Consider the following 17,924-nt stretch of genomic DNA (forward strand, 5'->3'; position numbering starts at 1 on the left):
TTTCCACCCTAAAATAGATTTTACATTTTATTTTGTAAGAGGTCTAATAATTTAATAATGCCTAATAGTAGTAAATTTATTTGAACAACTTTTTTAGCTTATTTTTACCTGATACCTTATCTTAACCAATAATTTGATGTCGAACTTAGTTATTACTTGTTGCCTTTTGTCTGTCAACACCATTAAACTTAGATGGGTTTGTGCGTGAACTACCTACACTAACCTAACGGTATCGTGTAGGCTTCATCTTTCACAGGCTCATGCCTCAAGACGGACTTGCGTCCGCCCTTTGGTCTTACAGTGCCTCCAGATGCAGAAACGGCTATTCCATCCGTCTGTATAATTCTGATGCCTTCTGCCCTAATGTTTTTACTGGCATTCTCGTCTCGATCGTGGACTGTACCACAACTAGGACAAGTCCATTCTCTTACATCTAACGGCATTTCTGACATTTGATATAAGCAATTAGAACAGGTTTTAGAACTAGGAAACCATCGATCAATTTCGAGTAATAACCCACCATGAAGTTTGAGTTTATAGTCTAAGTAATTGATGAAAGTTCCCCATCCCACATCAGATATAGCTTTGGCTAAACAGTGATTGCGAACCATACCCTTGATATTCAGTTTCTCTACGACTACTACCTGATTGCCATTGACAATCTTTCTGGAAAGTTTATGTAAGAAGTCGTGACGGGCATTACTTGTATGTTCGTGGACTTTAGCTACTAGCTTCGATGCTCTTTCTCTATTTTTAGAGCCTTTTTTCTTACGGGCTAATTTTTGTTGTTTTCGTGCTAGGTTTTTCTCATGTTTTTTGATTTGCCTAGGATTGGCGTATTTACTGGTTTTCTCACCATCATTTACTATGGCGAAGTCTTTTATTCCCAAGTCAATACCACAGACTTTCCCCGTAATAGTTACTTCAGGAAAATCTTGCTCAGTTTCAAAGAGAATAGACGCAAAGTATTTTCCCGTAGGGGTTTTACTTACGGTAACAGTCTTAATTTCTCCCTCAAATATCCGATGAATAGAGGCTTTGACTAACCCCAACTGTGGAATTTTCAAACAATTATCTATGATCAAGACACTTTGGGGATACTGGCAAGACTGCTTTCCCCCATAGGACTTGAACTTAGGGTATTTTGCTCTACCTTCAAAAAAATTTCTGAATGCTTTGGTAAGATTAAGAGTCGCAGATTGCAACACTTGCGAATAGCAATCCTTCAACCAAAGTGTATCTTCTTCTTTTTTGAGCTTCGGCAAATGCTTATTCAAAGCTATCTGAGTCAACCCTTTGCCAGTTGCTTTATAGGTTTCGTTACACAAGTTTAGAGCGTAGTTATACCACCATCTAGCACAACCCATAACTTGACTCAGTTTTTGGGCTTGTTCATTTGTGGGGTATAATCTTACTTTTATTGCTTTGTGCATCTTTACTAACAATCTTGGTTGGTGATAAAAACCATCTTAGCATAAGATTTTGATTTTGGAGAAAGAAATGTCCTATCGGACTCTGTTATGATCAAAGAAATTCATCCCACGCTGATTTTGTGGGCGTTTTTGTAGAAAAATTCAGCGTGGGACTTCTTTCTTTGTTTAGTTAAATTTTATAAATTAATTATTATGAGTTCTATTTCTATTCAAGTACCTGCTACTACGGCTAATTTGGGTTCTGGTTTCGACTGTATTGGTACGGCTTTAAGTCTTTATAATGAGTTTGAATTTTCTTTAAGTGACAAAACTTCTTTAACGGTAACAGGAGATGGTGCGCAACAAATTACTTTGAGTGAGGATAATTTACTTTATAAGTCTTTCCTTTATTTTTATCGAGAAATGGGCTTAAATCCTCCTTCTGTAGCCATCAACATTAAGATTAGTGTTCCTCTTGCTAGAGGTTTAGGTAGTTCGGCTACTGCGATCGTAGCTGGATTGTTGTCGGCTAATTACTTCAGTGAACGTCAGCAACCCCAAGAGAAATTAATGGATATGGCGATCGAACTGGAGGGACATCCTGATAATGTTGTACCTTGTTTTTTAGGTAATTGTATCTTGTCCGTAGGGGAGAAAAATAATTGGCAATTTGTTTCGATCGAATCCCATCCCGACATTAAATTTATAGTAGGTATCCCCGATTTTGAACTCTCCACCGAATCTGCTAGAGCAGTATTACCAAAACAATTAAGCTATCATGACGCAGTGTATAATATTGCGCATCTAGGATTACTCATCAAAGCCTTAGAAACAGGTAACGAAACATGGTTAAAAGAAGCCTTAAAGGATAAATTACATCAACCCTACCGCAAAAATTTAATCAAAGGTTACGATGACATCTATCAAACAGTCATGGATAATGGCGGTTATGGCATGGTAATTAGTGGAGCAGGACCTACTTTATTAGCATTATGTCATAGTCGTCAAGCCGAAAATATCATCACAGGCATAAAAAATACATGGCTTAATTTGGGAGTAAATGCCGATGTTCGTTGTTTAGCTATCGACACTCAAGGTGCTATTCTCAACAAAAATGAATAATGGAGAATGGAAAATTGAGAATCAGAAATTAATGAAAGTTGAACATCAATCACTATCAACTATTCACTATTCATTATTCACAATTTGATACAATGGGAGGTTAAATTTAAACTTGACTGACGAGAAAATCAAGTCAGAAAATAAGTTTTAATGTAATTTTTATTGTTAATTATCGAAAATCTAAATATCAATGAAGCATACTATTTCTGTATTAGTAGAAGATGAAGCAGGAGTTTTAACTAGAATTGCGGGATTGTTTGCCCGTAGAGGTTTTAATATTGAAAGTTTGGCTGTAGGACCTACAGAACAAGGTAATATTTCACGGATTACAATGGTTGTACCGGGGGATGAAAATACGATCGAACAACTCACCAAACAGTTACATAAATTAATTAATGTAATTAAAGTCACTGATATTACTCAAATTCCTTGTGTAGAAAGGGAATTAATGTTAGTTAAAGTCAGCACAAATGTAAATACTAGGGCAGAAGTGCTACAAATTGCTCAAATTTTCCGCGCACGAGTGGTTGATATGTCTGATGATAGTTTAACTTTAGAAGTAGTGGGAGACCCAGGTAAAATGGTAGCAATTATTTCCATGTTAAATAAATTTGGTATTAAAGAAATTGCTCGTACTGGAAAGGTTGCTTTAATCAGAGAATCGGGAGTTAATACTGAGTATTTAAAATCTTTAGAAACTAAAATATAATCAATTAACAATTAACAATTAATAATTAACAATTACATAGTTTTTAAGTACTCAATTCATCAATTTATTTTTTCTAACTGGGGATTTTTCACCCAATTATTATGTTAACTCTTTTTTCGATCGTGATTGTAGTTTTATTAGGTTCGGCTTTTTGTTCTTTTGCTGAAACAGTATTGTTAACGGTATCAGACATAAAAGTTAAACAGTGGGCGCAATCAAAAAAAACATCCGCTTTAGCTTTGTTAAAAATTAAGAAAAAAATGAATCGCCCCATCGCTACGATCGTCATTTTAAATAATATTTTTAATATTGTTGGTAGTATTATTATTGGGAGTTTAGCTAGTAAAATTTTAGGTAGTGGATGGATAGGCCTTTTTTCTGGTTTATTAACTTTTTTAATTATTATTTTTGGGGAAATATTACCCAAAACCATCGGACAAAGATATGCAGATAATTTTGCTCTATTTTTAGCTTTACCCGTACAATTTTTAACTCTAATTTTAAGTCCTTTAGTGTGGTTAATGGAAAAAATAACTGAACCTTTAACTCAAGGAAAAGTGTTACCAACTACTAATGAAATGGAGATAAAATTATTAACAAGTATTGGTAGTCATGAAGGAGTAATTGAAGCGGATGAAGCTGAAATGATTAACCGTGTTTTTCACTTAAATGATCTGTCCGCTTCTGATATAATGACCCCTAGAATTATCATTACTTATTTAAAAGGAGATACCATTTTAAAAGATTGTCAAGACTTTGTAATTAATTCTGAACATACCCGAATTTTAGTAGTTCAAGATTCGATCGACGATGTCATTGGTATTGCTTTTAAGAGTGAATTATTAACAGCAATTATTCAAGGAAAACAAGAGGAAAAAATAGCTAATTTAACCCGTACTGCAAACTTTGTACCCGAAACTATTAGAGCAGATTTATTATTAAAAGATTTCCAAGAAATTAGACAACATTTAATGGTAGTAATTGATGAATATGGTGGGGTTTCTGGGGTAGTCACTTTAGAAGATGTCTTGGAAGTTTTAACGGGGGATATTGTGGACGAAACTGATAAAATTGTCAGTCTGCGAGAGATTGCGAAAAGAAAAAGAGAAAGACTTTTAATCGCTAAAGGTGTTGAAGAAAGTAATCGGCAATAATGAAAAATTAAGAATTAAGAATTAAGAATAAATGAGATGTTATGTTATTGCCCGTTGGGGAGTGGGATAGATGTAGGTGGTATAACTTCTTCTGGGCTATTGGGAGTTGGTTTTGATTCTTTGTTGGGGTCTTCGATCGTGGTAGGATTAGGAATCATAAATAGTGCGATCGTCGCTAAAGCTAAACCAGCCACCCCTAATGTTAAAGGTGTACTTTGTTCGATGATCGAGATTTCCCCCTGACGATGACGAGAAGATAAAGGTTGAAGGGTATCTTCTAATTGAGGTAAAGTATATTTATCTAAACAAAGTTGATCGATCGTATCCAATAAATCAAACAGTTGAATAGTACTTAATTCTATCTCTAATTTGTTACTGGTATCCTCTTTTTTCTCCTGCCAAATCAAAAGATGACGGTTTTTTTCAGGTAATTTAGACAAAGAAATATAATCACTTTCCCCCTTTGATTCTTCCTGATGACTCAACCCACTTAACAACTCCTGAGAATAAGCGCTGACGGCTTTCATCAAATTTTGAATAAAAATTAAACCACCGCTTAAAGTGGTAGAAATGCCGACTATTTCACATTTTGCTTGAGTTAAAACTGACATTACGGGAGTTATATCATTACCATTATCATCACTAAAGCCCTGTAATGATAACACACAGTTAGGAGAAATATATTGTCGCTCGATCGTTTGGCTCATAATTAAAAGTAGGGTATTTGGGTATTGGGGAATTAGGGGAATTTTTTTCTTCAATTTTAATATTTTTTATCTTTCTTGAGAGTTACTCAAAGATACTTGTTTGTCAAACTTAATTTTATGGTAAAAATTTTCAATTCTACTTAACTTCACCATCAAAAAGACTAATCCAAAATCTTTCCTTACCCTTAACTCCCGTACAAAATAATAACTCCTCTAATAAAGATAACGCCAATTCATTTAATTGCTCACCAGAAGATAAATAAACCGATACTTTTGCACGGCGAGGATTCATGCGACTCTTAAAATGAGCCTGAAATCTCGTAAAATATTCCGAAAGACGAAAATTATTTTCTAAAGGCATTCCTTTATCTTTCATCTGCTGTACAGATACGAGAAGTTGTCGCAAAGGAATAGTAAATTTTTTAGCACATTCTGCCGTAATAAATACCATTGTTTTAGCTTGAGTCAAAGTTAAAGACTCTCTTGTATAACATTTACGCCAAGGATTAGTACAACGTAAACGCCATAAACTCAGACGATTTTTGATAATATCCTTTAACCCTAATTCTGTCGCCGTTGCTAACATATATTCCGAACCTCCTAACTGCAAGGCTTCCAACGCCAATAACAGTAAATCCAGATGTTGCTGTAACCGCATCATGCCACTGGTGGCAGGTAAGGGAAAATCTGGCAATGTCAACAGGATAGAAGGCTGTGATTTATTTTCGGTAATTAATTCAGAGTTAGATTCAGGCATTAAAGAAGCAGATTGAGTCATCAGGAAATAATTGAGAATTGAGCGTTGAAAATTTAAAATTAAAAGTTATTAACTAAATCTCATCGTTAATGATGAAATCATAACAAAAATGTTCAATTTTACACAAAAATTAGTTTCAGTCAAAAACCATACCTTATTATACAATTCATTGTCAAAAGCAAAAACTAGATTAACTTATCGTCCATTTAAATACAAAGTTATGGTTTTCTTATCCCTTCTGTAAAAACGATTATTCCTTTATCTTTCTTTATGTTTTAGGCAAGAAAATTATTTTGGTTAGGATACCTATTTTTTGTAAACTCTATGGATAATCTTTATGGGGCTAACGCTGCGATCGAAGTTTCTGCCGATGGAGTTGAACACGCAGTATGGGTACAAAATGGGCAATTATGGCACGGTATATTTGATGACGATACAAACCAATGGAATAACGCCAAATCTATTACCCCCATATCAGGAGAAAATTTAAAGCTACTCACAGGCAGATTTATCCCCTATCAAGATGCTAATGGTGCAACACGATATGCCCCCGGATTGGTTGCCGTGTGTGAACTAGGTAACTCCTTATTCGCCGTTATTGGCAAGTATAACAATCAAGGAAAGATAGAATGGTCTGAAACCGTACCTATTACCCTACCAGAAATCGATGAAGAAGGAAATAGAATCAATCATCAAAATTTAGATATTGCTTTAACCCCTGAAACTATAGCCTCTGGAGGCAGACAACGTCCTCCCGGTATCCTCATTGCTTTTCAGAAAATACAAGCGGATAACCCTGAAGCCGATACAGATATTTATAGTCAAGTTTTCAATCTGCAACTAAGAAATAATCAATTAGAATTAGTTACTCAAGGCAAAAATAATCAAACGGTGACGTTTCAAACTCAAGAAGCCGTTGCCCCTGTTTATGAACCATTACCCCCCACAATTCAAGCGGTGGCTACCGCAGGGCGCATTAATACCGAAACGGCAGGAATTATACCAGATTTGGAAAACACAGAGTTATCTCTAATTAAAAATACCCCCTTGGGGGGAGGCACTTCTTTTAGTCTCAACCTAAATGATTTTGTCAAGTTATTTGGTGGCTCATTATCTTTACCATCATTTTTACCCGGCAGTAATCCAGATTTAGCATTAAGAGGAAAAATAGAAGGTACAGAAAGTTATAATTTTCAGACAAAAGCCACTGAATATGTCATTAGTACCAGTTTTGGGGTTGGTTCAGGAGGACAAAATGATAATAAAACCAAAAATCTTAACAATAATTCACAAATTAAAAATTTAGTGGATAAAGCCACCGTTGGCACGGCGAATAAACCGATCGAACTTTTGAGTGCTTCGGTACAAAATACCTTTGGTTTTGATGTTTCTTTTGATCTGAAATTTGATCAACAACTCAAATATACGGGATTTGACTTCATCGTTGCGATGGAATATGGCACTGTTTATGCCATTAAGTATAATGTTCCTCCTGCGGGTATTGGCACTGGTTCAATTATTTCTGCAACAGTTACGATCACAAATCCTAATTACAGTTTATCCTTTGATTTAGCTTGGGAAAATAAGGGAAAAGCCCTTACTCCTCCTCTTTTTCTGGAAAAAGATAAAGACGGAAATATCGTTATTAAAAATACCAGTGTACAGGGTTCTAAGTTAGCGGAAGTTTTATCCAAGTATTCCGAATTTAACAATATTTTGAAATTTGCTAACGAAGGAAGCGATAAACTACCTTCTTCTCTGTTTAAGTTCGATCGAACTGACGGTAGTCGTGCCATTCAACTAACTTATTTGAGCGATGCCATCGTTTCTACCTTATCAACTATTTTATATAGCTACGGATTTGGAGAAACCGCCACTACTCTATTTGGAGATATTTCTAATTATAGATTTCAGGGGGCAACCATCAAAGTAGGTGCTGAACTAGCATTAAGCGGTCAAGGAAGTGCCATGTTCAATACTTTTAATGCTAGTGTGGAAGGTAGAGGAAAATTTGAGGGAGGCATTGAATGGAAAGTTCAACCATCCACAGAAATATCTCTTATAGCCAATCTTTTAGCCTCCGCCAAACTTTCAGGTAAAATCGGTGCATGGCAACCTGAATGGTCAGCTTCCTACGGTGCTAGTTTAAAAGTTCCTTTGAAATCGTCAAATCCTAGAGTCACTCAAGCAGGAGAAGTTACCGCCACCGAAGAAGAATTAGCGACTTTAGATGATAATAATAATGAACTAACCTTCACTTATAATCCCCCTACAGGAGATGATAGTCTTTATTCAGGTACTCCAGTTGCCACCAAAGCGGAGCAGATCAAGCCCGATAAATTTGAAGATTTAGTTAATGATAGCCCTCCAGCTTTAGCTTTTAGTGATAGTGGAGATGTTTTGTTGGCGTGGGTTGCTGATGGTAGAGAAAGCAATATTTCCCTTGAGTCACAAACCGATGTTGTCAGTCGTGTCATGGTGTCAACTTTTGATTCGGGAGGCGGTTGGCAAAATATCGGTGCGCTCAACGTAGAAAACGGTAATCTCATTCAAGGATTTAATTTTGAGCCAACGGTGTTGTTTTTCTATACCAATACTCGAACTCAAACTCCTGTTAAATCTGATCTAGTGGATTTTGACAGTGGCAACTATACCATTAATCGTATGGTAGTGTGGAGTTATGGGCAAGACGGTAAAAATCTTACTCCTGAAAGTAGTAGCGATGATGTTCGAGAAGCCTTATTAAGCACCGATCTAGTTTATAGTCTTTCTAGTCGTTCTGTTGTCACTGGTTCTCGTTGGAGTAATTGGAGTACTCCCCAAGTCATTGTTTCCAATCGAGGAGTCGATCGAACTCCTACCCTTGGCTTAGACCCCAATGGGGCGTTAAGATTAGCTTGGGTAAATGATCAAACTGAACGATCGACTCTTTATACTACCACTTGGGATGGTAAAAAATGGAATAGTGTCCAAACCGTAGCGCAAGGCAATGATTTAGATGTCGAGAAAATTATTGTAGAAAATTTCGGCAATCAACCCGCTCTTTATTGGACAGATTCGATCGAACTCAATTACAGTTCAGCAGTATTAGCAGATAATCCCCTTTACTATTATCGTCTCAATGAATCAGAACAAGATTTTGCGTCCAACTTAGGTACAAAAGGGGTATCAGGAAATGGTAGTTATGCTAATCCTTCACGAAAAAATAATTCGTTACCCTTCCGATTTGGGCAACAAGGGGCATTATTTAACACCCGTAACTCCAAAGGCGATCGAGATTCAGCAGTAAAATTCTTAGGTGGTGGTTATTTAGCTATTCCTGTCAGTGGTGAAGATTTCCAAAACGGTTATAGTTTTGAGTCGTGGCTCAAATTTGATTCCCTCACGGGAGAAATGATTATTGCCCAAAGTCAAATTCTCGGTCAATATGTACTAGGATTAAGTGATGATACAACGGCTCAACAATACAATATTCCCAAAGGAGTCTTATATCTTCTCGATCCTAATAATCAAGGGGTTTTAAATTATCAAATCGGTGGTAAAACCCTTAGTAGCAATGCCTTACAGACTAATCGTTGGTATCATGTAGTAGCAACCTATCAACATAATCGAGTTGATGCCCAAAATAATCCTATAACTCCCGTTGCTTCTCTCTACATTGACAATCAGTTAGTCAAACAAGAGCAAGTTGATAACGTTGATTTTACCGATGGTGCGGTTAAAATTGGTCAAAATTTACGGAGTTCGATCGCGCAGCGCCGTTTCACGATCGACGATACTCAGGGAAGACTTTTAGCAGACTTCGCTCAAAGCACTAATCCTAGTCAACGATTCACTATTACTCAAGTGGTATCAGGAGGCGATGTAGATGGTGATGGTTTCGCAGACGTTATTATTTTAAACAGTAATAATGAAGCCTATGTTTCCTTTGGCGTAAATACTGCAACTCGATCGCCTTCAAGTCCTATTCTTTTGGGTAGTGGAAGTTCGCTGCCAACGGCACGCTACGCGATCGCATCGGGAGGAGACTTAAATAACGATGGTTACAGCGATGTAATTCTTGGTAACAGTACCAATAATAATAACAACGGACGAGTTAATATTGTTTATGGTAACTCCCAAAGAAGAAATTTTCTCAACGCCACCCTCAATCCTCCTATTACCTTAGGGTTAGATACCCTTCGTTATCAAGAAAACTTCTTACCTTCTAATAACAACTTCTCTCCCTTTAGCGTCACTACCTTTAATGGAGAATTAAACTTATTCTCTCGTCAGCAGGAATTTGGTGGAATTGTGCGCTTATTTATGTAGGGGAAGAAGAAAGAGAAAGTATCTTAGCCAATGGTTACGGCTTTATCGAGGAGGGAGAAGCCTTCAAAGTTTCTTTTGAAGCCCATGACGAGTTAATTCCTTTCTATCGTTTCCGCAATCAAGAGTTAACGGGTGCATATCTTTATGTAGGACAAGAAGAACGTGAAACTATCTTGACACAATATCCTAATTTTGTGGAGGAAGGTTTAGCGTTTTATACCTATGATGCAGATTCGGATCAAACTAATGAGATTTACCGTTTCCAAACTCAACCGGGTAGTTATATCTTCGTGAAAGAAGCGGAAAAAGATGTTATTACTCAAAACTATCCCAACTTCACTTTAGAAGATATTGCTTTTGAGGCTATCTAAACCTTTGATTTTAATAGTCTTCTGATGCCCATGAGCAAACCCTATTTAGCTGTATAAATCTTTCAAAATTCTCCTATTTTACTCATTACTCATTTTATGGTACTATCTTTTTTTAGTGCCTAAATGGAAAAGAAAGATTCTGCACCATTAGGGATTACAATAAATAGACCATTTGTAGATACATTGACCTATAGGCATGGTTTGGTTACAAAAATTGTTTACAAAAACTGAGATTAACGACGATCGAACCAACAAAGAGTTCGATCGAGATTGGGTGACACTCGATCCCAATGTATTTGGACGTAGTAAAATTTATTTCAGTACAAGTCAAGAGATAGACTTATACGAATTAGAAGAATTATGCGACTCTGTAGGGTGGGCTAGAAGACCAGTAAGGAAAGTCCGTAAAGCCTTAGAAAACAGCTATTTAGTGGCTTCTGCATGGGAAATACGAGGGGCGAGAACTGTATTGATCGGTTTTGCTCGTGCCACATCAGATCAATCATTTAATGCCACTATTTGGGATGTGGTAATACATCCTCGTTTTCAAAACAAAGGATTAGGCAAAACTTTCATGAAATATATGATCAAAAAATTGCGTAGCGATGATATTAGTAACGTTACCTTATTTGCCGATCCTCAAGTAGTAGAATTTTACCGCCGTTTAGGTTTTGTATTAGACCCAGAAGGGATTAAGGGTATGTTTTGGTATCCTGACTAAAAGAGGAGATAGGAGTTAGAAGACAGGAGATAGTATTAATAATTGATTTAAACATTAGTTAAATTGATTTTCAGGAATATTTTACTAAATTTAATTCTTGGAAGCGAGTAAAATTTGATCCAAGACTACCTTTTAATACTTATTTTTCAAGGTTTTACAGTTCACTTATCTTAATCGATCGAGCTAAAATATTATAATAGTAAGTAAAATAAAATCAGAGAAAAATTATGACAACTACCGCCGATGAAGTTTGGGAAATATTAAGAGAATTAGTTGAATTTCAAAAACAAACAGAATTGCAGATGAGAGAAACTGGTGAACAAATTAGAAAAAATGGTGAACAAATTAGAAAAAATGGTGAACAACTTAGAGAAACTCGTGAACAATTTAAAGAAGTTCGTGAGTTACAAAAAGAAACTGGTGAACAAATGAAGAAAACCGATCGTAAGATCAAAGAATTAGGCAAACAAATCGGCGGATTAGCAGATAAGTTTGGTAGTTTTACCGAAGGTTTAGCCTTGCCTTCTATGGAAAAAATTTTAAGCAAACAATTCAAGATGGAGGTGATTAGCCCTCGTGTTAGAGTTCGTAAAGGGGCAGAAGAAATGGAAATAGATGTTTTAGCTTATAGTAATGGTGGGATTAATAGGGCTTATGTAGTGGAAGTTAAAAGCCATGCTAAAGAAGAAGCGATCGAACAATTAAAAAACATCTTAGACCGTTTTCGTCACTTTTTTCCTGAACATCAAAATAAACAGGTTTATGGTATTTTAACCGCAGTCGATATGTCGGCGGATGTCCGCAATAAAGCGTTACAAGAGGGTTTATATGTTGCCCGTATCCACAATGATGTTTTTAAAATGAATACCCCTAAAAATTTTCAACCTCAATCATGGTAAGAAGGTTTTATATATCCTTCAATGAGAAAATCTCGTTCGATCTGAATAATATTAGTATCCTGTAACAATATCGCTTCATTCATGGTATTAATATTTAAGCTACCAATGGGATTAAAACCATCACCGCCGATGATTTTCGGTGCGATGAAAGCATATACTTTTTGAATCATCCCAAGTTTAATACATTCAGAAGCCAAATTGCCTCCGCATTCCCACAACACACTATTAAAACCCCGTTGACAAAGATTCTCCATGACAAGGGAAGGGTTAATATTTTCCATTTCCACAATTTCCACCCCTTGAGTTAATAAATGAGTTTTGAGAGTCGAATTAGGTTGAGGAAGGGTAAAAATAACGGTTTTTGCTTGGTTTACATCCCATAAATGACAATCAAAAGGTAAATCAAAGGTTTTTGTCATCACCCCTCGCAAGGGATTATGATTGGTTACGCCGTGGGTTGTTAATTGGGGATTGTCTTGTCTTACGGTATTCCCTCCTACTATCACCGCATCACAACTACTTCTTAAATAATGGACAAAATTTCGAGAACTTGGGCTTGTAATCCATTGGCTATGTCCTGTATTGGTGGCGATTTTGCCGTCTAATGTCATGGCATATTTAAAAATACCAAAAGGGCGATTATACTTCACTCGATGAAAAAAAGCCTCGTTGAGTTTTAAACACTCTTCCTCCTCCACTCCCACGATAACTTCTATACCTGCTTCCCTTAATCTTTGTACTCCTCTACTTGAAACACGACTATCAGGATCGATCGAGCCTATGACCACTTTTTGGACTTTAGCGTTAATTAAGGCTTCCGTGCAAGGAGGCGTTCTTCCGTAGTGGTTACAGGGTTCTAAATTCACATATACCGTTGATTTTTCTGCCTCTATTCCTGCCGATCGTAGTGCAAACACTTCAGCGTGGGGTTGTCCTGCTTGGGGATGAAAACCCTCACCGATGATTTTACCATCTTTGACCACGATCGAACCTACGAGGGGATTAGGGGAAGTTCTGCCTTGCGCTTTTTTAGCCAATTCAAGGCATTTTTGCATCATTTTTCGATCGAAATCAGGAATTAATGGAGAATTGAGAATGGATAATGGAGAATTAAAACTCATTAATTTTTTTCTGTGTCGAAATTTAGTGTTAAGAATCGAAAAAAAGTTCGATGGAAGGTGCTTGAAGCTCGATCGAATTAAGTAAAAACTCTTGCAGAGTAAGCATTTCCTTTAAAAAATCATCATCAGGATGATCCCATCCTAAAAGATGTAAAAAACCATGACTGGTTAACCATGCCAATTCTACCCTCAAAGAGTGACCTTGAGATAAGGCTTGTTTTTGTGCCGTCTCCACAGAAATAATAATATCACCCAAAGTAATAGAATCCAAAAAATCCGTATCAGGGAAATCCGTTTCTAAAGCCGCAAAAGATAACACATCCGTAGGTTGATCTTTGTCTCGATACTGTTGATTTAAACTTTGAATTTCTTGATCATCCGTCAGTATTAAACTAATCTCATAGGTTTTTTGATCATCCAAATCTAATTCTAAAAGACTTAACCATTTTTCTAGCCAATTTTGCCATTCAGATTCCTTAATCGGAGATTCTAGTTTACGATCGAAAAAGTATAAATCTTCTATATAAAGGTCTGTTTGATATTGTTTCATGGAAATATATTCAATAGGGGAATAATTTAATAATGCAAGATTTCAGTGATTTTGATGCAAAAATTTAGCATTTTTGATTCTATTCTCTAAAATAAATATTCCTGCTATTATTCTCAATACTATGGCATCTTTTTCTCTAAGTATTTCTCCTATTTTCTATCTCCTGTTTCCTATCTCCTATCTAATGATTGTTAATGATTAACTTTTAGTTGATAATAGGAGGTATTAGTCATTAATCAGGAATACATAAAAAGAGCTTGTGTTACAGAAAATAAAACAAGATTTAAAAAATGATTTAATCGCAGGATTATTAGTAGTAATTCCCTTAGCTACTACTATTTGGTTAAGTTATATTATTGCCAATTGGGCGATTAAATTTTTAACCAAAATTCCCAAACAGATTAATCCTTTTGATGGATTTGACCCTATTGTAACTAATTTACTGAATTTTTCCGTAGGTTTGACAGTACCCTTAGTCTTAATTCTCATCATTGGTTTAATGGCAAGAAATTTTGTCGGTAGATGGTTACTGGATGTTGGAGAGCGAATTTTGCAGGGGATTCCCCTAGCAGGTTCGATTTATAAGACTCTTAAACAAATTTTAGAAACTCTTTTTCAGGATTCCCAAACAAAATTTAGAAGGGTTGTGATGGTGGAATATCCCCGTCAAGGGGTATGGAGTGTGGGATTTGTCACGGGAAAAGTTAGTGAAATGATTCAAATTCATCATCAGAAAACTATGTTAAGTGTTTTTATCCCGACTACTCCTAATCCTACTTCGGGATGGTATGCGGTGATTCCCGAAGAAGAAGTGATTAATCTTTCTCTTTCCATTGAGGATGCTTTTAAAATTCTTATTTCTGGGGGTATCGTTTCTCCTAATACTAACAATAATTCTAAGCCTTCACTTCCTTTAAGTAATAACTCTATTCCTATTCCTAGTGCGATCGAACAGTCTCCCGTTACTACCGATTGACAACAATATTTTTCCTCCATCAGAAAATAATTACCAAAAAATTTTACAAATTATGTACTTTCTGTTACAGTAATGTAAAGAAATCTAACAGAGAAGCATTGGAAACTCCCTGCAAAGATTTCCTCAAGATTAAACGACAATAAACTTTTACCGACATTTTATGTCGGTTTTTTTTTATAAGGTTAAAAGTTGATTTCCTCGATGTTTTTACCATAAACTTTTAACAAAGAAGTGTTTACTTGATCTTTTTCACTACCAAGAAGGATTAAGCGAGGGGAATTTGCTCTACCGTAGGCTTTAATGGATTCTATCTCTAATTTGAATAAGCCCGATCGAAATGTAGGGTTATATCCTCCATCATACTCAAATTTACTCAACATTAATTGTAATGAATATAGTTGATTCCGATCGAACTTATCTGCATCCCTCACGGTTTTAGCACGAAATACAGGGATTAAATCCACAAAAGGGATATTAATTGTCATCCATACATTTGCGATCGTATCAAAAGAATAACAATAACTGATACCATCCCACTTACCCTCACAACGGGTAATAAATTTATATCTTTGCCCGTCTCCTTGTATTCTTAATCTAATACCATCATAAGGGGATAAATCCAAAGGGGGAGTAAAATTTTTACTTCTCACAGAAACGAAACCACCATTATTATTAGTGGAAACATTCCCCGTAAAAATAGCCTTATCTTGCCCTAAAATCAAATTACTGCTACTAACTCCCCCCATTACCACATCATCCACAGCACCCCAAAGATAAGCCTGATATTGATTTTGACTATTAAAAGTAGATAGTAATATCTCACTGGGATTCAGATTTTTTTGAATTAAGTTGACTAATTGTTCAACATTTTCACCATTTAGACAAATAATATCAGATACCCTTTCTAGCAATGAGGAGGATAAAGTATCTTGGGCTGGATTAAAGTTAATAATTTCTGTGGTAGGGGTAGAGGTAATGGAATTAGGGGAAGTGGTGAGAATGCGTAGGGGTAAATTTTGCTTTTGTAAATAGGTAAGAGTTTCTTGAGCTAAAGGAGTATGATCATGACAGAGTAAGATTAAATTCATAGTTGAGACATAACGAGAAGTTTGTTTTCGTTCATTATTAAAAAATGATTGCAGACAACGGGAAAAAGGTAAGACATCAAAAAAACTGAGAGTATCCCAAAGGCGTTTTAACTGCATATTCATTAATTTGGTATGTTCGGATAATCCATTATAAAAGAAGTTTGTAGTAATGGCTTTAGCCGTTTATACGGGTTGAATATTATTCAACCCCTACGAACAAATTAAAAATTACCGTGAGATTCGATCGAGCTTACCAGTTTTTCCATCACTTCAGTAACAGCAATAGCGCCCAACTCCCCAGAAGCACGGGTACGAATATTAAGGGTATTATTAGCTACTTCCTCACCGCCCACCACCGCCATGACGGGGATTTTTTGTTTTTCACCGTTACGAATCATCTTACCTAATCTTTCGTTACTTCGATCGACTTCAGCACGAATACCAGCGAGTAACATTTTTTGACAAACATCTTCACAGTACCCCGAAAAATCCTCGTTAACGGGCATTAAACGCACTTGAACGGGTGCTAACCACAGGGGGAAATCCCCCGCATATTCTTCAATTAAAATGCCAATAAGACGCTCTAAAGAGCCAAAGGGCGCACGGTGAATCATAATCGGGCGTTGACGAGTACCATCGGGAGCGGTATATTCTAGATCGAAACGCTCAGGTAAATTATAATCCACTTGTACTGTGCCTAATTGCCACTCTCTTTCTAGCGCATCTTGGAAGATAAAGTCCAATTTTGGCCCATAAAATGCCGCTTCTCCTTCCGCTTCAAAGTATTCCATATCAAGGTGTTGCACGGCGTTGCGAATAGCGTTTTGAGCTTTTTCCCACACTTCATCACCACCAATATATTTGTCAGAATTGGGATCACGGAAACTCAAACGGGCTTTAAAATTCTTCAGTTGCAAACTCTTGAAGACTGATAAAATAAGCTCAACTACGCTGAAAAATTCTGATTCTAACTGCTCAGGTGTTACAAAAAGGTGAGAATCATCCACAGTAAAGCCTCTCACCCTTGTTAAGCCTCCTAATTCTCCTGATTGCTCATAACGATACACTGTACCAAATTCCGCTAAACGCATGGGTAATTCACGGTACGATCGTAATTCACTTTTATAGATTTGGATATGAAAAGGGCAATTCATGGGTTTTAAGACAAAACCGACTTCTTTTTCCGCTTCCTCGGCATTGTCTGCCATCATGGGAAACATATCTTCTTTATAGTTTTGCCAATGTCCAGAAATCTTAAATAAGTCAACTCTGCCGATGTGAGGGCTAACTACTTGTAAGTAACCCCGTTTCATTTGCTCTTTTTTCAGAAAATCCTCTAAAGTCGATCGAATTAGAGTGCCTTTTGGTGTCCAAAGTGGCAAACCCGGACCTACGGGATCGGCGAAAATAAATAAGCCTAACTCTTTACCTAGTTTACGATGATCTCTTTTTAAGGCTTCTTCTTTACGTCTTTTATACTCTGTTAGTTGCTCTGGATTTTCCCATGCTGTGCCGTATAATCGCTGTAACTGCTTATTATTGGAGTCACCACGCCAGTAAGCTCCTGCAATACTTTCCAGTTCGATCGCTTTGGGATTCAAGTCAGCGGTGGAGTCAACGTGAGGACCTGCGCATAAATCCCACCATTCTTCGGCTAAATGGTATATGGTAATAGTATCATCGTTAATGCTGTCTAAAATCTCTAGTTTATAAGGCTCATTAATACTTTTGATCCTAGTTTGTGCTTCTTCTCGACTAACTACTTCTCGAATCACGGGCAATTTACGATTAATAATCTTAATCATCTCTTTTTTTATTGCCTTCAAATCCTTTTCTGCTATGGGTTCGGGCAAATCGAAATCGTAGTAAAAGCCATTTTCTGTCCAAGGACCGATCGTCACCTGTGCTTTAGGGTATAATTTTTGTACTGCCATCGCCATAACGTGGGAAGTGGTATGACGAATTTTTTTTAAGTTTTCTGATTCGCTGGTGCGTGGTAATTTTATCGTTTCTGTTGTCATAGCAT

At 36.5% G+C, this 17,924-nt stretch carries 15 protein-coding genes; 8 read left to right on the forward strand and 7 right to left on the reverse strand.

Annotated elements, in window-relative coordinates; all coding sequences use genetic code 11:
• Positions 1–218: 218 nt before the first annotated feature.
• A complete protein-coding gene (locus tag SYN6308_RS12005; RefSeq protein ID WP_017294689.1) occupies positions 219–1,433 on the reverse strand; it encodes an RNA-guided endonuclease InsQ/TnpB family protein in 1,215 nt (404 codons plus the stop codon).
• Between the two features lie 192 nt (positions 1,434–1,625).
• Between SYN6308_RS12005 and thrB the strand changes: the two genes are divergently transcribed.
• From thrB to SYN6308_RS12025, 3 genes are all read left to right on the forward strand, one after another.
• Positions 1,626–2,534, forward strand: coding sequence for a homoserine kinase (gene thrB, locus SYN6308_RS12010; protein WP_017294690.1), 909 nt, complete (start codon positions 1,626–1,628; stop codon positions 2,532–2,534).
• 190 nt (positions 2,535–2,724) lie between these two features.
• Positions 2,725–3,243 (forward strand): acetolactate synthase small subunit, encoded by a 519-nt coding sequence (gene ilvN / locus SYN6308_RS12020; RefSeq protein ID WP_017294692.1) that lies wholly within the window; start codon positions 2,725–2,727, stop codon positions 3,241–3,243.
• A 101-nt stretch (positions 3,244–3,344) separates the two neighbouring features.
• Positions 3,345–4,397: a hemolysin family protein gene (locus SYN6308_RS12025; protein WP_017294693.1), complete on the forward strand. Its 1,053-nt coding sequence runs from the start codon at positions 3,345–3,347 to the stop codon at positions 4,395–4,397.
• A 44-nt stretch (positions 4,398–4,441) separates the two neighbouring features.
• Here SYN6308_RS12025 and SYN6308_RS12030 read toward each other — a convergent pair whose 3' ends face one another.
• Positions 4,442–5,104, reverse strand: a complete 663-nt coding sequence (locus SYN6308_RS12030; protein WP_040467234.1) for a DUF4335 domain-containing protein — start codon at positions 5,102–5,104, stop codon at positions 4,442–4,444.
• 136 nt (positions 5,105–5,240) lie between these two features.
• The gene (locus SYN6308_RS12035; protein WP_017294695.1) at positions 5,241–5,882 is read right to left on the reverse strand and encodes a DUF3038 domain-containing protein; all 642 of its coding nucleotides are present in this window, start codon (positions 5,880–5,882) and stop codon (positions 5,241–5,243) included.
• Positions 5,883–6,185: 303 nt separating this feature from the next.
• Here SYN6308_RS12035 and SYN6308_RS12040 point away from each other — a divergent pair, with 303 nt between their 5' ends.
• From SYN6308_RS12040 to SYN6308_RS12055, 4 genes are all read left to right on the forward strand, one after another.
• Positions 6,186–10,172: an FG-GAP-like repeat-containing protein gene (locus tag SYN6308_RS12040; protein ID WP_017294696.1), complete on the forward strand. Its 3,987-nt coding sequence runs from the start codon at positions 6,186–6,188 to the stop codon at positions 10,170–10,172.
• The gene (locus SYN6308_RS26075; RefSeq protein ID WP_449267228.1) at positions 10,163–10,543 is read left to right on the forward strand and encodes a hypothetical protein; all 381 of its coding nucleotides are present in this window, start codon (positions 10,163–10,165) and stop codon (positions 10,541–10,543) included. Before SYN6308_RS12040 ends, SYN6308_RS26075 begins: the two co-directional genes overlap by 10 nt.
• 196 nt (positions 10,544–10,739) lie before the next feature.
• Positions 10,740–11,264, forward strand: a complete 525-nt coding sequence (locus SYN6308_RS12050) for a GNAT family N-acetyltransferase (protein ID WP_017294698.1) — start codon at positions 10,740–10,742, stop codon at positions 11,262–11,264.
• Between the two features lie 227 nt (positions 11,265–11,491).
• Positions 11,492–12,163 carry a DUF3782 domain-containing protein gene (locus SYN6308_RS12055; RefSeq protein ID WP_017294699.1) on the forward strand — a complete coding sequence of 224 codons (672 nt, stop codon included), beginning with the start codon at positions 11,492–11,494 and terminating at the stop codon, positions 12,161–12,163.
• On the opposite strand, the gene ribD is transcribed toward SYN6308_RS12055, so the two are convergent.
• The gene (gene ribD, locus SYN6308_RS12060; RefSeq protein ID WP_017294700.1) at positions 12,151–13,284 is read right to left on the reverse strand and encodes a bifunctional diaminohydroxyphosphoribosylaminopyrimidine deaminase/5-amino-6-(5-phosphoribosylamino)uracil reductase RibD; all 1,134 of its coding nucleotides are present in this window, start codon (positions 13,282–13,284) and stop codon (positions 12,151–12,153) included. The genes SYN6308_RS12055 and ribD overlap by 13 nt on opposite strands.
• Positions 13,285–13,312: 28 nt before the next feature.
• Positions 13,313–13,834: an rRNA maturation RNase YbeY gene (ybeY, locus tag SYN6308_RS12065; RefSeq protein WP_017294701.1), complete on the reverse strand. Its 522-nt coding sequence runs from the start codon at positions 13,832–13,834 to the stop codon at positions 13,313–13,315.
• A 259-nt stretch (positions 13,835–14,093) separates the two neighbouring features.
• Here ybeY and SYN6308_RS12070 point away from each other — a divergent pair, with 259 nt between their 5' ends.
• Positions 14,094–14,810: a DUF502 domain-containing protein gene (locus SYN6308_RS12070; RefSeq protein ID WP_017294702.1), complete on the forward strand. Its 717-nt coding sequence runs from the start codon at positions 14,094–14,096 to the stop codon at positions 14,808–14,810.
• A 182-nt stretch (positions 14,811–14,992) separates the two neighbouring features.
• Here SYN6308_RS12070 and SYN6308_RS12075 read toward each other — a convergent pair whose 3' ends face one another.
• Positions 14,993–16,015, reverse strand: a complete 1,023-nt coding sequence (locus SYN6308_RS12075; protein ID WP_017294703.1) for a CIA30 family protein — start codon at positions 16,013–16,015, stop codon at positions 14,993–14,995.
• Positions 16,016–16,119: 104 nt separating this feature from the next.
• The gene (thrS, locus tag SYN6308_RS12080; protein WP_017294704.1) at positions 16,120–17,919 is read right to left on the reverse strand and encodes a threonine--tRNA ligase; all 1,800 of its coding nucleotides are present in this window, start codon (positions 17,917–17,919) and stop codon (positions 16,120–16,122) included.
• Between the last annotated feature and the right edge of the window lie 5 nt (positions 17,920–17,924).

The sequence above is a fragment of the Geminocystis herdmanii PCC 6308 genome (assembly GCF_000332235.1).
Taxonomy (GTDB): domain Bacteria; phylum Cyanobacteriota; class Cyanobacteriia; order Cyanobacteriales; family Cyanobacteriaceae; genus Geminocystis; species Geminocystis herdmanii.

Excerpts from the sequence above, each read along its gene's own strand:
- SYN6308_RS12005 (WP_017294689.1), bottom strand. The coding sequence starts at position 1,433 with ATGCACAAAGCAATAAAAGTAAGATTATACCCCACAAATGAACAAGCC.
- thrB (WP_017294690.1), top strand. The coding sequence starts at position 1,626 with ATGAGTTCTATTTCTATTCAAGTACCTGCTACTACGGCTAATTTGGGT.
- ilvN (WP_017294692.1), top strand. The coding sequence starts at position 2,725 with ATGAAGCATACTATTTCTGTATTAGTAGAAGATGAAGCAGGAGTTTTA.
- SYN6308_RS12025 (WP_017294693.1), top strand. The coding sequence starts at position 3,345 with ATGTTAACTCTTTTTTCGATCGTGATTGTAGTTTTATTAGGTTCGGCT.
- SYN6308_RS12030 (WP_040467234.1), bottom strand. The coding sequence starts at position 5,104 with ATGAGCCAAACGATCGAGCGACAATATATTTCTCCTAACTGTGTGTTA.
- SYN6308_RS12035 (WP_017294695.1), bottom strand. The coding sequence starts at position 5,882 with ATGACTCAATCTGCTTCTTTAATGCCTGAATCTAACTCTGAATTAATT.
- SYN6308_RS12040 (WP_017294696.1), top strand. The coding sequence starts at position 6,186 with ATGGATAATCTTTATGGGGCTAACGCTGCGATCGAAGTTTCTGCCGAT.
- SYN6308_RS12050 (WP_017294698.1), top strand. The coding sequence starts at position 10,740 with ATGGTTTGGTTACAAAAATTGTTTACAAAAACTGAGATTAACGACGAT.
- SYN6308_RS12055 (WP_017294699.1), top strand. The coding sequence starts at position 11,492 with ATGACAACTACCGCCGATGAAGTTTGGGAAATATTAAGAGAATTAGTT.
- ribD (WP_017294700.1), bottom strand. The coding sequence starts at position 13,284 with ATGAGTTTTAATTCTCCATTATCCATTCTCAATTCTCCATTAATTCCT.
- ybeY (WP_017294701.1), bottom strand. The coding sequence starts at position 13,834 with ATGAAACAATATCAAACAGACCTTTATATAGAAGATTTATACTTTTTC.
- SYN6308_RS12075 (WP_017294703.1), bottom strand. The coding sequence starts at position 16,015 with ATGCAGTTAAAACGCCTTTGGGATACTCTCAGTTTTTTTGATGTCTTA.
- thrS (WP_017294704.1), bottom strand. The coding sequence starts at position 17,919 with ATGACAACAGAAACGATAAAATTACCACGCACCAGCGAATCAGAAAAC.